This is a genomic window from Paraferrimonas haliotis, from assembly GCF_002282895.1.
Classification (GTDB): domain Bacteria; phylum Pseudomonadota; class Gammaproteobacteria; order Enterobacterales; family Shewanellaceae; genus Paraferrimonas; species Paraferrimonas haliotis.
In genome coordinates this window covers 89,181-102,351 of sequence record NZ_NRRB01000001.1, presented here as the reverse complement: position 1 = coordinate 102,351, position 13,171 = coordinate 89,181, and the positions used below count along the sequence as shown (strand labels likewise).

The following is a 13,171-nucleotide window of genomic DNA, read 5'->3' as shown; positions in this document are numbered from 1 at the left end:
AATTACTTTAGCCAAGCTGTATAAAATACTATGTGTTGTAGCCCCTTAAGAAAGTGTTGTTCCGGTTTCTCAGAATAAAAAAGCGCCATTATAGGCGCTTTATCAATAACTAAGGATGCTTTATCGCGCTCATTAGAAGCCAGGAATTTTTCCTGAGAACTCGAGTGGGTAACGACCTTTCGCATCGGGTTTCCCCAGAAACGACAATGCTTTTTGCAATTGCTCAGGCTGACTGTCGACTTTACGAATGCTCGCGGACAACTGATACACACCGCCCTCATCGAGGCTAAACTGCCCCTGAGCCCCAAGCTGATTGGCGTCTTCGCTGGCGGTAGCCAGCAGTTTTCCGTTGTCGCAACTCAGGTCTAAGCGAATGTCTCCCAGCGGAAATTCCCCAAATTGATTATTCACATCTAAGGTTAAGGCTTCGACTTGGCCTTGCATGGACTCGCAATAAGGCTGTCCTTGCTGATAGTTGGCAATAAAGACTTCGACTTGACCGGTGGCCTTAGACCGCAGCGGTAACATAGTCGACGGTGCCCAATAGGAAATATCGCCAATCACTTTAAGTTGCGAAATACGTAACCCGGATAAACCATAGCCAATATCACCGTGACCACGAAGCGAAGAACGACTTTTTCCTACAGTAAAAGACAGCGCAGCTTCTCCGGTAAACAGTTGCCATGGATGCATCTCCCAAGCCAGCTGGTCAATGTGGTATCGCCCTACAACCAATTGCCCAACCTTACCCTGCCACAGTGAACCGGACACCTGATTGAGCTGCACATGATTTGGCAAAGGCGCCAACTTCACGGCAAACCGTGCTGGAAATAATGCCACCATAAAAACCAGATATAGGAGTATGGAGGCAATAATGATTTTTAATTTCGACACAAAATTTCCTACTACTTAGCCAACGTAAGTCGACGAATGCGAACGACACCAGGGATATCGGTTTCGGTCACTTCCACATTATCGATAACCACACCATACTGATTAACCAGCACGGCCAACCAATTGGCTAGGTTATCAAAGGGCGCGTCGTCCATGCTTAATTGCAACTTATTGTTGCTCGGGTTAAACCGAGTGATGGATAACTGATAGCTGGGTGCGGTGCGACTGGCAATGCTTTGCAAGCTGCCACTGCGAGTGCCCTGGTTACCACCAGAAGCTCGAATGCTGGCAATTTGATTAGCGGTCTGCTGCACATGCTCGAGCAAGCGTTGTTGAGAGTTGTAGCGAGTTTCCGCCGCCTCTCGACCGTTAGCTACCGGTTGCCAAACGCCCCAGTATAGAACACCAATGGCTACGAATATTGCCGCGACAATGGCCAGTTTTCGCTCTCGTAGATCGAGATTATTCCACCATTCTTTCATGTCTAAAATTCCTTAATGGTGATGGTGCCGGTTATCAGTTCATCGCTGTTATTCATTGAACCGGTGCTCACTTGAAAATCTTCTTTAGCCAGCTGCTCAAACTGCTCAACCTGACTAAAGTTTGGAGCCTTAATGCTGAGGCGCAACTCACCACGATTGGCATCGTAACGAATTCCAGTCAGTTTAAGCTGAGGCACTTTGTCAAACGCGGGATCTAAGGTATCCATAATTGCAAATACCTGACTGCCGCCTTGACCGCCTTGCAACTCTCTTAGCTTTGAGTCGATTTGGGTTCTTAACAGTCCAGCACGCGGGGTGCTGTTAAACATCTTCTTATAAATATCAATTGACTGCTGTTGGGTTTGCTGCGCTTGTTGGCTATAGCGATACCACTGAATACCGTTATTAATGACCCCAAGCACAAAGCAAACTACGAGGACCGCAGCTACTTTTTTCCAAACCTGAATGTGCTTAAAGTATTCCCGTTTAGGCGCAAACTCACCCACCAATAAATTCATGGGTGCCGAAGCTGCGCCTTTTGCAAGGGTCAGCATGGGCAGCTCAAGGGTTTGCTGTTGAACGTCCATCATGGGCAGATCTAGGGGGGAATAAGCGGCAACTACCGGTGTGTCCACTTCCTGCTCAGCGCAATGTGCAACGGTTTTGGCAGCAATCATGGTTAACCACGATTTATCTACGGCCAAGGCAATGGCTTGTTGTTGACGAATCAACCATTGACCATCCATTTCCACCATAGACCATTGCTGGGGCTGCCATGGCAACGCTAATGCGTCGACTACGATCCGGCGAGCGCTAATTTCGGCATCCGCAAGCCAAGCCAACCAGCCCGCCATTAATTGCTTCGCCACCACAGCGACGCTGGCTTGGTTACCCTCAATGGGACCCACCACAAAGTGAAGCTGCTCAACATCTTGCGCCAGCTCTTCTTCTAACATAAACGGCAGCGCTTTGAGCGCTTGTCGGTGACCTTTTTCTGGTAGCGTCACTGTAGTCAAGGTTAGCGAACTGGCGGGCACCAACACATCCACCGTTTTGCCAGCGCAGCGTTCCGTTAATTGGTTCAGCTCTTCGGCGTTGGCGATTTCTCCGGATGCAATGACTTCGTCTTCTGTGCTCGAGTACACCAGCCATTGTATCGGCTGATCGTAATCTCTGCCCAGCCTAATCGTTACTTGTTCGCTCATCGTTGCCCTCCAAACTGGCGGGTTAGTACTTGCATTTGATTGTTTCCACCCTTTTTCATCACGCTGGACAGTCTGAAAATGCTCTCGTCGACCTTTGCCGCCGACTGCACATCAAAGTAGCTGCTCGTGATGACAAAGCTACTTTTAATGCTGTCGGACACGGTTAATGACCGAACAGCTGACTCTTCCCAAAACTCTTCTATTTTTTCCCAACCAGAGGCGGGTCTTTGATTAATTAAACTTTGTGCGTCACTTAGGCTTATCTCACCCTGAAGCATCCCCACCATCAGTTCGGCGTTCTCCGGCTTTATGGTGTTCACATTGAGCACCTGCGAGTCCTCGCCTGGAATCGCACAAACCAAGTCTTGTAATCTTTGATACAAAGCTTGATTGTAGCCAATAACCGCTCGCAACTCACTGCGGTGATTCATTAATGTGTTCGCTGCACGGTAGGGCACCTTACGACTTTCGTAATCCGCATCTTCAGCGCCATAGGGACTCATCTCTGTATCACTGTCAACGTAGTCAACTAAGGTATGGGTGAGCCGCTCTGCCCCATAACTATCAATCTCTAACGCCTCTAACATGGCTTGGTACTGTTTCGCGGCTAATGATAAGGTAAAACCTTGTGCTTGCTGTTGTTCTTGCTCGGTTGGCTTAACGCTTAACGCATTGAGGTTAAAGCAAGAGCGCATATCGGTAATTTGGCCCGCTATTTGGCCATCATCCACAGGAAAGACAATGTTGGGACTGGCCCAGTATTGTTGTAAATGAACACGCCCTTCGCTGTCATCCAAGTCTTGTTTCAATACTTTCTTTGCCAGCTCCTCTGCCGACATGGCATACCAATAAGCTTGATCGTATTGCGCCAGGTTGAGGGTTCTTTGCAAAGCAACTTGAGTGCGACCGCTGATTTTAACCGCTAAAGCTGCGATGATGGCTACCACCATCATCACCACTAACAACGCCATGCCTCGCTGTTTGCGCGCAGTCACCATTACGGCCCCTCCTCCGGCTCACCTGAATCCGAGCCAGAGCCCGAGCCAGAACCATTGTTATTGCCACCGCTATTGTTACCACTACCACCGTTGTTGCCGTTTTCGTTTGAGCCATCATCGTCATTGTTTGAGCTGGCAATAGCCCCGGCGGGCACCAAAAACTTGCGCATGGCTCGAACGTTGTCTTCGAACTCCAGTTCAATGGCAATTCCTTTCGGCAACGCATCGTTCTTTACTGTCTTGCTCCAGCTGCCTTCATAATAGAATGAATATCTCACTTCTACGACATCGCTGGCCAAGGTCACTATGTTTGGCTCATCATCAATAATTGGGTCTGGGTAAGGAAAGCTCAGTCGCTCAAGTTTACCCTCGAACAGGCGGTAAGCTACGCTTTGAATGCTACCTCGCGGCAAAATACCGTCTGGATTTAACCACCCAATGCGATGAAAAATAAGTGTTTCGCCTTCCGAATCCAACAGATTATTGTCTTTAATGATAACTGCGCTGCCGTGCTCTTCGTCACCACGAAAAGTGCGAGCCACCAACTGCGACAAGTCCCTTTCTATCACACCCATGCCCTGCTGCAGATCCCTTAAGTGATCAGAATACACTTGAGTTAAATCGTTTTGATTAATGGTGGTTTGCAGTACGGCATTACTGGCTAAGCCAATCATGGCAAAAATGGCGATTGCAATGAGCATTTCAAGCAGGGTGAATCCGCGAGCGTTAATCGAGCTTCGCAACATAAGTGCTTACCTCCATTATCACCCGTTCGAATCGATCATCGTCACTGACTTCCACGGTCACTTTGCGAAATTTATCATCGCTGGTTTTAACGACTTTTCGTTTCCAATACCAAGTTTGCTCATACAATTCGGTATCACCGCGCTTCTCACCTAACTCGGGAAACGGTTCACTTAAACGGGTTTCTACCATTTGATTATCAGCTACCCACTGCGCTAAGGTGCGCTCTTTAAGCACCGGTAGGTTGCTCACCTGATCCGTCAAACTCTTAGACATGGAAACCGCAGCAATGGCAAACACCGCCAAGGCAACCATGACTTCTAATAGCGTCATTCCACCTTGGCGTCTCATTGCTCATCCTCAGGCTCTTCGCCAACAATGTGCATACGACCAAGGGGGTCACCGATTACTTCTACAATAACGTCTTCACCTTTATCATTTTTAGAGGCGAATATCAGTTCAAAGGCGGTCATCTCTCCGGAGGGAAACAATAACAGTTGCGGCTCTGGGTGCTTATTGGCATTAGTGGCTTCAATAAAATCATCATCAAACCATGATTCGCCACCGTCCTCTTCTTGGTCCAACGGCAGGCCGTCAATGGTGAGCTCAAGGTCAATGCCTTGCGCCATTGTTTGCCGCTCAAAACCACGACGCCCGCTCAGGGCTAGCCATTTAGGAAGATTGCTTTGATTAAGACGGCGCTGTTTTTTTTGCTCATCGGTTTCGGTTGCGCGGCGAACTTCATCGTCGTAAACCAAAAACGAGTAACTGTTATCTTCAACTAAAATGCCGGCAAAGCGTCCGGATAACGTCGCTTCTTGCAATGCAATTTCAGTTACCGCCATAAACTTTTGAGCTTGCTTCTTCAGCTCATCTTCCACCGAGTTGGTGGACATACTGAGCACCACGGCAGCGGCACTCATACCGATTAGCAACACCACCAGCATAACTTCTAATAAGGTAAAGCCGGACTGGCGGCGTCTAATCATAGGTTATTGATGCTCGTTTAGGTTCCAGTTACCGATGTCATCGTCGGTTCCTGGCTCCATGTCTGGGCCCATTGAAAACACGTCTACGCGACCAAACTCACCTGGGCTGACTAACAGGTACTCATTGCCCCAAGGATCCGTTGGCAAACGCTTAATGAATCCACCATCTGGGTAATTACGCGGCTCTGGTGAAATGGTTGGACGATTCACCAAAGCATCCAAACCTTGTTCAGTGGTTGGGTAGCGGTTGTTGTTCAAACGGTACATATCTAAGGCACTTTCAAGCGCTACAATATCGGACACCGCTTTTTGGCGGTCCGCTTGCTCCTTGTTACCCATTAGGTTAGGTACCACTAATGAAGCCAAAATACCCAAAATAACAATAACAACCATTACTTCGAGTAGGGTAAAACCGGTTTGGCGCTTGCTTTGTCTGTTCATGCGTTTCTCTCTTTAAGATTGGGCTATATTAGCCAATCATATTATTCAATTCTAAAATCGGTTGCAGGATGGCCATCACAATAAACAACACTACTGCCGCCATACTAACCACCAACATGGGTTCAAAGACACCTAAAGCTAAATTAACTTGCCCTTCAAACTCACGATCTTGGTTATCGGCAGCCCGCTCTAGCATTTGTTCCAGCTGACCGGATTTTTCACCGGACGCTATCATATAGAGCATCATTGGCGGAAAAAGTTTGGTATTTTGTAAAGCGGCTCGCAAACTGGTTCCTTCACGAACTCGAGACGTCGCCTCTGCCACCGCATCTTTCACCTTACGATTGAGCAATACATCGGAGGCAATGCGCATCGCCTCTAATAAGGGCACAGCACTGGCAGTTAAAATACTGAGTGTACGGGCAAAACGAGCGGTGTTCAGGCCTTTGGCTACTTTTCCGATTACCGGCACATTCAAAATCCACGAATCGTAGCGCAGGCGAATAGCTGGTCGCAGCAACAACTGTCGCCAAACGGTAACACCAATAACAATAAGACCTAGGATCCATAAGCCGTACCCGCGAACAAAGTCCGATGCGGCAATTAAAAATTGAGTGGTCGCGGGTAAGTCTTGCCCCATATGCTCGAATTGGCTAATCACCTGAGGCACAACTGCCGATAACAAAATGGCGATAACGGATATGGCGACTAAGGTCAGCATGACCGGATAGATCATGGCTTGAGTCATCTTTGATTTTAACTGCTGGCGGCGCTCGGTGTAATCGGCCAAGCGATTGAGCACCACCTCTAGGTGACCGGATTTTTCGCCGGAAGCCACCATGGCAACAAACAGCTCATCAAACACATGGGGAAACTCTGCCAAGGAATCCGCCATTGAGTACCCCTCAACAACCCGTGAGCGCACCGCCATGATCATCGATGACAAGCGCGCTTTTTCGGTTTGTTGAGCAACCGCCTTTAGCGATTCTTCAATCGGCATGCCGGACGCCACCAGCGTTGCTATTTGACGCGTCAACAGCGCCAATTCGTCGGCAGAAATACGCTTTTTGAACAGCTGTGTTTTAACTTTGCGTTGTTTTTTCTCTTTTTCTGCAACCGGCTCAACCGAGGTTGGCATTAAGCCTTGGTCGCGCAATAAACCACGAGCTTGGCGAGCGGTATCGGCCTCGATAACGCCGTTGGCTTTTTTTCCAGCCTTAGTAAATGCTTGATACTCAAATGCCGGCATAGTTTATTCCTCGCGGGTAACCCGCATAACCTCTTCTAGGGTAGTCTTCCCTGCAAGCACTTTCTCTATGCCGTCTTGGCGAATGCTTGGGTTATGGGCTCGCAAATAACGCTCGATGGCAAGCTCGCCTTTACCGTTATGGATGAGCTCACGAATGTCGTCATCAACCACCAACAATTCATGAATACCGGTACGTCCACGATAACCATTGAAGTTGCAATGCTCACAGCCAACCGCATGGTAAATAACGCCGTTAAACTTGTCGTCTAACCCCATTAAATCGCGCTCGCGAGGCTCAGGGGTATGCGCTTGTTTACAATCGGGACATAAGGTTCGAATGAGTCGTTGCGCCAAGACGCCCAGCAAACTGGAAGACACCAAAAATGGCTCAATGCCCATATCTTGCAAACGAGTAATGGCGCCGGATGCTGTGTTTGTGTGCAGCGTAGATAAAACCAAGTGGCCGGTAAGCGAGGCTTGCACACCAATTTGTCCCGTAACCAAGTCTCGAATCTCACCCACCATCACCACATCGGGATCTTGTCGCAAAATGGCGCGCAGTCCACGAGCAAACGTCATGTCGACTTTGGTGTTTACTTGAGTTTGACCAATGCCTTCTAATTCGTATTCAATAGGATCTTCAACGGTTAAGATGTTACGGTCGCGTGAGTTAATTTCATTCAAGCCCGCATAAAGCGTGGTGGATTTACCTGAGCCGGTTGGACCGGTCACCAAAATAATGCCGTGGGGTTTTCGAATTAACCCATCAAACTTTTCACGAACGCTTGGGGTCATGCCCAATTGGGCCAAATCAAGGCGTCCGGCATTCTTATCTAAAAGACGCAACACCACACGCTCACCATGACTGGAAGGCATGGTTGAAACCCGCACGTCTACGGCTCGACCACCAATTCTTAAGGAAATACGACCGTCTTGAGGAACTCGCTTTTCCGCAATATCCAATCGCGCCATTACTTTGATACGCGATACCAATAGCGACGATAATTTACGGTTGGGTTTAAGCACTTCTTTAAGCACGCCATCAACACGAAAACGCACCACCAATTGCTTCTCATAGGTCTCAATGTGGATATCCGACGCTTCTTCTTTAATGGCTTCGGATAACAGTGCGTTAATCAACTTAATGATCGGCGCATCGTCTTCGGTTTCTAATAAATCTTCGGTTTGAGGCAATTCTTCGGCAAGGGTGAACAAGTCCATCTCGTTGCCGATGTCTTCCATCATTTGCTGTGCTTCTGACGAATCTTGCTGATAAGCCATCGTTAACATTTCATCGAAGGCTTTATCGTCTAACTTCACTAAAGGTAAGTTAGCACCGGCTACACGGCACGCCTCTAGCATAGAGGATAACTGAGTGTTCTCAGTATGAAACAATACCAATTCTGATTCCGGCGATTCCTCTTTATGATGAATCACCAATTCGTTTCGTTTAGCAAAGGCAAAGGGCAGACGCCAAGGGAGCGATAACTCTTGCTCCTCGATGTCGTCTAGCGTTTGAGCCTCTTCGGCATCCAAGGCCTGAGGCTCAGCAGCAAGCGGGTGCTGCTCATCAACCTCCGCTGCGGGTTGCTTTTGCTCAGTCATCTTGACCTTCCGTGCTTTCGGCCTGCTGTTCTTGCTCAGCCTGTTTTTGCTTGTCTTTATCTTTCGACTCTTGCAACGCTCGTAAGGTGCTGTCGGTTTCTCGCATTGGCGTAGTCAACCCTTCACCGCTGCGATACTGATCCAAAATCTTATTCACTTCATCAGGCAGGTAGGCTTCTTGGTCCCAATCTTCCAATACTGGAACGTCAGTATTCGGCATTAAGTTAACGCCCTTGTCTTGTTGCTCTAACTGCAAGGCCCGGAAGTAATTGTATTTGCGGCCAGTAACGCCCGTCATGGTTAACCCATCGCGAATAATGGTGGGTTTAATGAATACCATAAGATTGGTTTTACGGGTCGCTGAGTTCGACGACTTGAACAAGTGTCCAATAATTGGAATATCACCCAAGAACGGTACTTTTTGTACGCTCTCTTGCACTTGCTCGTTAAGCAATCCACCAAGCACCACTATTTGACCAGAATCTGCCATAACCGTGGTGGTCAGGCGACGCGTCGCAAAAGTAACGTCAACCGCGGTTTGGCCGTTTACGTTCGAAACTTCTTGCTCAATGGTTAGTTTAACTGACTTGCCTTCGTTAATTTGTGGGACAACTTTAAGCTTCACACCCACTTCTTTACGCTCTACGGTAGAGAACGGGTTGTCATTGTTAGAGCCGGCTGTAGAGCCGGTAAGAATAGGCACTTCATCACCCACGATGAAGGAGGCTTCTTGGTTATCTAGGGTGGTAATTGATGGCGTTGCTAGAACGTTAGAGTTGGTGTCCGATGACACGGCTTGAACAATGGCACCAAAGTCACCAAAGGCAATGCCCCAGGCCATACCATTCACTTTACCTAAAGCTTGTGCCAACAAGGTAATGTCACCGCGTTTCTCAGGATTCTCGGTACAGGTGCCATTTTCGGTACAAACGGTGGTTCCGTCTTCCGGTTGTGCTTGCCAAATACCGGCACCAATCTCACCGATGGTTGGGCCTAGGTTATTAAACTGAGTACCACCACCGGCGGCAGTAGCCCATTGCACACCAAAACCAACGTTGTCACCTTCAGCCACTTCAACAATGATGGCTTCAACCAACACTTGTGCGCGACGAATGTCGAGCTGGCGAATCACCGTATCTAAGGTACGCATTTGGTCCGGTTCTGCGTTAATAACCAAGGCGTTGGTATCGTTGTGCGCCATGATGGTAATTTTACTGCGGCGATCATTACCGCGAGCATTAGATGAACTGCCGCTGGCGGCGTCACTTTGCGCTTGTAAGGTTTCGGCAAAGCCTGACAACACTTGCACCAAGTCTTCAGCTTTGGCGTGCTTAAGGTACACCACCTTAGTGTTACCAGTGCTTTCCAATTCACCGTCAAGACGCTTAATTAACTCCACCACCCGCTCGCGACTTTTCTCGTCACCACTGATGATGACCGAGTTCGTACGTTCATCGGCGACGACTTTTGGGGCCTTACCGGCACTGCTGCCCTGCCCTTGAGCGCGATATAAGGTTTCAACAATACGCACCAATTCGCCAGCAGAAGCGTACTTAAGCTTCACCACTTTCATGGCGGTATCACCCTGACGGTCTACACGTTTAACGACTTCCACGAGTTTGTTTACAACCGCTGCACGGCCGGTAATCATCAATACATTGGACGGATCGTAGTTAACCACGTTACCGCCACCGGCGTTGTCGTTTAACTGACGCAATAAAGGCGCTAATTGCTTCGCTTCAACGTTATACAAAGGCACGATTCGGGTGACCATTTCGTCACCAACGCCCGGCGAGTCATCGTCGGCAACTCGAATGTTGGCTACTTTGGCGTCTTTATCTTTAATGACCTTGATGATGTTGTTGTCCATCTCAATGATGGCATAACCGTAGACCTGCAATACGTTTAAGAAGAATTGATAATATTGTTCATCGGTAAGCATGTCATAAGAGCGCACATTGACTTTGCCACGAACGGTTGGGTCTACAATAATAGTGCGATTCAGGTTCTTACCAACAATGTTGATGAATTCCTGAATATCGGTTCCCTTAAAGTTGGCTGCGTACAGTGCTTCCTCGGCAATGGTGGTGCTGCTCATCGCGCAGGTGGCCGCCATTAAAGACGCCAACAACCCCATTTTTACCCTTTTAATAATCATACTTTCCTCTAAGCCCGTCTATTGCGGTACGCTAAGATTAACTTCTACTAACTGTCCATCACGTTCAACCATAACCGAGACATCGCTCAGTTCGGCCAGTTGTGACATCAACTCCATGGCTTGCATGGCGTCGGTCAAATCGTATCCATTAATGGATTTTGCTAAATCGTTTGGTTTAAGCCCTGCATCACGAAACAACTTGCCATCGCGACCTGGGTTGAGTCGATACCCTAAGGTTTCGCCAGAGCGAGTTACGGGGGTTATCGATACTATATCTGTTAGTTTGCTTGGGTCTTTTAAAAGCTCTTTACGGTCAATGGCGACACTGCGGCTATTGGAACGGCTTGTGGGCGCGGCTCTAGGTTTCACCGGTTGACTTGGCTGGCTGGTGTATTTTATGCCATCCAACATCAATGTTTCGTAGCGACCACGGTTAGTGATGATAATACGATCAGCATACACTTCTTTGATGGATGCAGACTGGCCTTTAATGGTGTCACCAATGCCGTAGGTTTCTTGGCTGCCACCGGCCTCAATAATGGCCAATCCTCGAGTTTGTTCAGTGGACGCCACCACCCCAGTGAGCAACAAGCTCAAACTGGTTTTAGGGGCATCAATGACCTGCTCGACAACCACTTCTTTCGGTTTCTCAGCAGTCTCTTTGTCGTACTCACCAAATAAGTGACTATCAACGAGTTTAGACACCGATACTGAAGTGGATTTAGCTGACGACGTTATCTGCGGAGACCAGTTGCTCGCAGGAGCCGGCGTATCGATTAAACTCCAACTGATTTGAGCTACTAAATAGATGGCGATTATCAGCAAGATCGCAAAAGCGCCACTAGCAATGGGGGCTTGTGGAATAGACTTTATCTGATTTAGCGTTTTTTCTAATACATCCATAGTTTTTAGCCACTTTATTAAGCAGCTTCAATGCGCCTAATCTATTGTAATTATATGTTATAGCCAATAAGGGTCTATGTTACCCCGTATTTCTCAGAGCAAGCAAGCATCCATATTGACCAAAGCGCTATATGCTAACGGCACTGCGTTTTGTACAATGTGAGCCAAGCCAGTATTTTCACACGTAAAAGGTAAGTTTTGTCCGATTCTGATAAGCAACTCAAAGTTCGTCTCGACAAATGGTTGTGGTCTGCTCGATTATACAAAACACGAAGTCTAGCCCAAGAGATGATCAGCGGCGGTAAAGTCCACTACAATGGCCAGCGTTGTAAGCCTAGCCGACCGGTAGAATGTGACGCCACTATTACACTCAGACAAGGGTTCGATGAAAAAGTAATTGTAGTCGATAAACTGATCGATAAGCGCGTTAATGCCAGCATTGCCGCAACTGTTTATCATGAAACTGAAGAAAGTATTAGCAAAAGAGAAGTGAACGCGGCCAATCGAAAATTATTGGCGAGCAACAATCCACAACCACGAACTAAGCCGGACAAAAAACAGCGTCGGCAAATAATTCGTTTTAAATCTACCGATTAAAGAATTCGAGAACAGCATGAGCCAAGATAAATTAAATCGCTACTTATTTGAGGAAGCTGACGTTAGAGGCCAATTAGTGCAGCTTCAGCAAAGCTACCAACGCATGTTGCAAGGACACGACTACCCGAAGGCGCTGCAACAACTTATGGGTGAACTGCTCGCGGCAACCAGCCTGCTAGCGGCCACCATCAAATTTGAAGGAGACATTGCAGTGCAATTGCAAGGCGATGGTCCGGTATCGCTGGCAGTCGTAAACGGTGACCAAAATCTAAATATGCGCGGGGTGGCTCACCATCAGGGCCACATCGACGATGATGCGAGTTTAGTGGACTTAATAGGCAAAGGCCACATGGTAATTACCATCACCCCTGACAAAGGTGAGCGCTATCAGGGCGTTGTGGCCTTGGACAAGGACACCATCAGCGCCTGTTTGGAGGGTTACTTTGAACGCTCCGAGCAATTACCAACCAAAATTTGGCTCTTCGCCGACGGCAATAATGCTGCGGGTATGCTGTTGCAAGTACTGCCTGGAGAAGACGCGGATTTGGCAGAATTCGATCATTTGCAACAACTCACCCATACTATAAAGTCGGATGAGCTCTTTTCTCTCGACGCACAAGAAGTTTTGCACCGCTTGTATCATCAAGAGAAAGTTCGAGTATTTGATCCAACAGACGTCAATTTTAAATGCCGCTGCTCTCGCGAACGAAGTGCGTCCGCGATTCTCACTATTGATCGTGCAGAAGTTGAAAGCATTGTCGCCGATATGGGCCACATATCTTTAGACTGCGATTATTGTGGAAGCAAGTATGAGTTTGACTCAATTGATGTCGCAGCGCTTTTCGATGGCAACTTGAGCGATAACCATCAGCATTAAAAAGATCTCAAAATAGAGACAAGCGAGCG

14 protein-coding genes are annotated in these 13,171 nt (G+C 48.0%); 2 read left to right on the top strand and 12 right to left on the bottom strand.

The window, feature by feature from the left end; translation table 11 throughout:
* Nucleotides 1–132: 132 nt before the first annotated feature.
* The 12 genes from CLC91_RS00440 to gspC are packed head-to-tail and all read right to left on the bottom strand — an operon-like array spanning nucleotide 133 to nucleotide 11,668.
* A complete protein-coding gene (locus CLC91_RS00440) occupies nucleotides 133–894 on the bottom strand; it encodes a type II secretion system protein N (protein ID WP_095496990.1) in 762 nt (253 codons plus the stop codon).
* Nucleotides 895–905: 11 nt separating this feature from the next.
* Nucleotides 906–1,376 (bottom strand): type II secretion system protein GspM, encoded by a 471-nt coding sequence (gene gspM / locus CLC91_RS00435; RefSeq protein ID WP_095496989.1) that lies wholly within the window; start codon nucleotides 1,374–1,376, stop codon nucleotides 906–908.
* A gap of 2 nt (nucleotides 1,377–1,378) precedes the next feature.
* Nucleotides 1,379–2,581, bottom strand: coding sequence for a type II secretion system protein GspL (gene gspL, locus CLC91_RS00430; RefSeq protein WP_095496988.1), 1,203 nt, complete (start codon nucleotides 2,579–2,581; stop codon nucleotides 1,379–1,381).
* Entirely contained in the window at nucleotides 2,578–3,579 is a 1,002-nt protein-coding gene (gene gspK, locus CLC91_RS00425; protein ID WP_095496987.1) for a type II secretion system minor pseudopilin GspK, read from the bottom strand. Before gspK ends, gspL begins: the two co-directional genes overlap by 4 nt.
* Nucleotides 3,579–4,325: a type II secretion system minor pseudopilin GspJ gene (gene gspJ / locus CLC91_RS00420; protein ID WP_095499787.1), complete on the bottom strand. Its 747-nt coding sequence runs from the start codon at nucleotides 4,323–4,325 to the stop codon at nucleotides 3,579–3,581. Before gspJ ends, gspK begins: the two co-directional genes overlap by 1 nt.
* A complete protein-coding gene (gene gspI / locus CLC91_RS00415; protein WP_095496985.1) occupies nucleotides 4,306–4,674 on the bottom strand; it encodes a type II secretion system minor pseudopilin GspI in 369 nt (122 codons plus the stop codon). The genes gspJ and gspI overlap by 20 nt, the downstream gene beginning before the upstream one ends.
* Nucleotides 4,671–5,312, bottom strand: coding sequence for a type II secretion system minor pseudopilin GspH (gene gspH, locus CLC91_RS00410; RefSeq protein ID WP_095496984.1), 642 nt, complete (start codon nucleotides 5,310–5,312; stop codon nucleotides 4,671–4,673). The genes gspI and gspH overlap by 4 nt, the downstream gene beginning before the upstream one ends.
* Before the next feature lie 3 nt (nucleotides 5,313–5,315).
* Nucleotides 5,316–5,753 carry a type II secretion system major pseudopilin GspG gene (gene gspG / locus CLC91_RS00405; RefSeq protein ID WP_095496983.1) on the bottom strand — a complete coding sequence of 146 codons (438 nt, stop codon included), beginning with the start codon at nucleotides 5,751–5,753 and terminating at the stop codon, nucleotides 5,316–5,318.
* Nucleotides 5,754–5,781: 28 nt separating this feature from the next.
* Nucleotides 5,782–7,002 carry a type II secretion system inner membrane protein GspF gene (gene gspF / locus CLC91_RS00400; RefSeq protein WP_095496982.1) on the bottom strand — a complete coding sequence of 407 codons (1,221 nt, stop codon included), beginning with the start codon at nucleotides 7,000–7,002 and terminating at the stop codon, nucleotides 5,782–5,784.
* Between the two features lie 3 nt (nucleotides 7,003–7,005).
* Nucleotides 7,006–8,607, bottom strand: coding sequence for a type II secretion system ATPase GspE (gspE, locus tag CLC91_RS00395; RefSeq protein WP_095499786.1), 1,602 nt, complete (start codon nucleotides 8,605–8,607; stop codon nucleotides 7,006–7,008).
* The gene (gene gspD, locus CLC91_RS00390) at nucleotides 8,600–10,723 is read right to left on the bottom strand and encodes a type II secretion system secretin GspD (RefSeq protein ID WP_408634194.1); all 2,124 of its coding nucleotides are present in this window, start codon (nucleotides 10,721–10,723) and stop codon (nucleotides 8,600–8,602) included. The genes gspE and gspD overlap by 8 nt, the downstream gene beginning before the upstream one ends.
* 60 nt (nucleotides 10,724–10,783) lie before the next feature.
* The gene (gene gspC, locus CLC91_RS00385) at nucleotides 10,784–11,668 is read right to left on the bottom strand and encodes a type II secretion system protein GspC (RefSeq protein ID WP_095496979.1); all 885 of its coding nucleotides are present in this window, start codon (nucleotides 11,666–11,668) and stop codon (nucleotides 10,784–10,786) included.
* A 198-nt stretch (nucleotides 11,669–11,866) separates the two neighbouring features.
* On the opposite strand from gspC, the gene hslR reads away from it, so the two are divergent.
* Both hslR and hslO read left to right on the top strand, forming a co-directional pair.
* Nucleotides 11,867–12,265: a ribosome-associated heat shock protein Hsp15 gene (gene hslR, locus CLC91_RS00380; protein WP_095496978.1), complete on the top strand. Its 399-nt coding sequence runs from the start codon at nucleotides 11,867–11,869 to the stop codon at nucleotides 12,263–12,265.
* A 16-nt stretch (nucleotides 12,266–12,281) separates the two neighbouring features.
* The gene (gene hslO, locus CLC91_RS00375; protein WP_095496977.1) at nucleotides 12,282–13,142 is read left to right on the top strand and encodes an Hsp33 family molecular chaperone HslO; all 861 of its coding nucleotides are present in this window, start codon (nucleotides 12,282–12,284) and stop codon (nucleotides 13,140–13,142) included.
* Nucleotides 13,143–13,171: the final 29 nt, after the last annotated feature.

Bases quoted from the DNA above. Each gene is read 5' to 3' on its own strand.
- gspM (WP_095496989.1), bottom strand. From the start codon at position 1,376: ATGAAAGAATGGTGGAATAATCTCGATCTACGAGAGCGAAAACTGGCC.
- gspL (WP_095496988.1), bottom strand. From the start codon at position 2,581: ATGAGCGAACAAGTAACGATTAGGCTGGGCAGAGATTACGATCAGCCG.
- gspK (WP_095496987.1), bottom strand. From the start codon at position 3,579: ATGGTGACTGCGCGCAAACAGCGAGGCATGGCGTTGTTAGTGGTGATG.
- gspJ (WP_095499787.1), bottom strand. From the start codon at position 4,325: ATGTTGCGAAGCTCGATTAACGCTCGCGGATTCACCCTGCTTGAAATG.
- gspI (WP_095496985.1), bottom strand. From the start codon at position 4,674: ATGAGACGCCAAGGTGGAATGACGCTATTAGAAGTCATGGTTGCCTTG.
- gspH (WP_095496984.1), bottom strand. From the start codon at position 5,312: ATGATTAGACGCCGCCAGTCCGGCTTTACCTTATTAGAAGTTATGCTG.
- gspG (WP_095496983.1), bottom strand. From the start codon at position 5,753: ATGAACAGACAAAGCAAGCGCCAAACCGGTTTTACCCTACTCGAAGTA.
- gspF (WP_095496982.1), bottom strand. From the start codon at position 7,002: ATGCCGGCATTTGAGTATCAAGCATTTACTAAGGCTGGAAAAAAAGCC.
- gspE (WP_095499786.1), bottom strand. From the start codon at position 8,607: ATGACTGAGCAAAAGCAACCCGCAGCGGAGGTTGATGAGCAGCACCCG.
- gspD (WP_408634194.1), bottom strand. From the start codon at position 10,723: ATGGCGGCCACCTGCGCGATGAGCAGCACCACCATTGCCGAGGAAGCA.
- gspC (WP_095496979.1), bottom strand. From the start codon at position 11,668: ATGGATGTATTAGAAAAAACGCTAAATCAGATAAAGTCTATTCCACAA.
- hslO (WP_095496977.1), top strand. From the start codon at position 12,282: ATGAGCCAAGATAAATTAAATCGCTACTTATTTGAGGAAGCTGACGTT.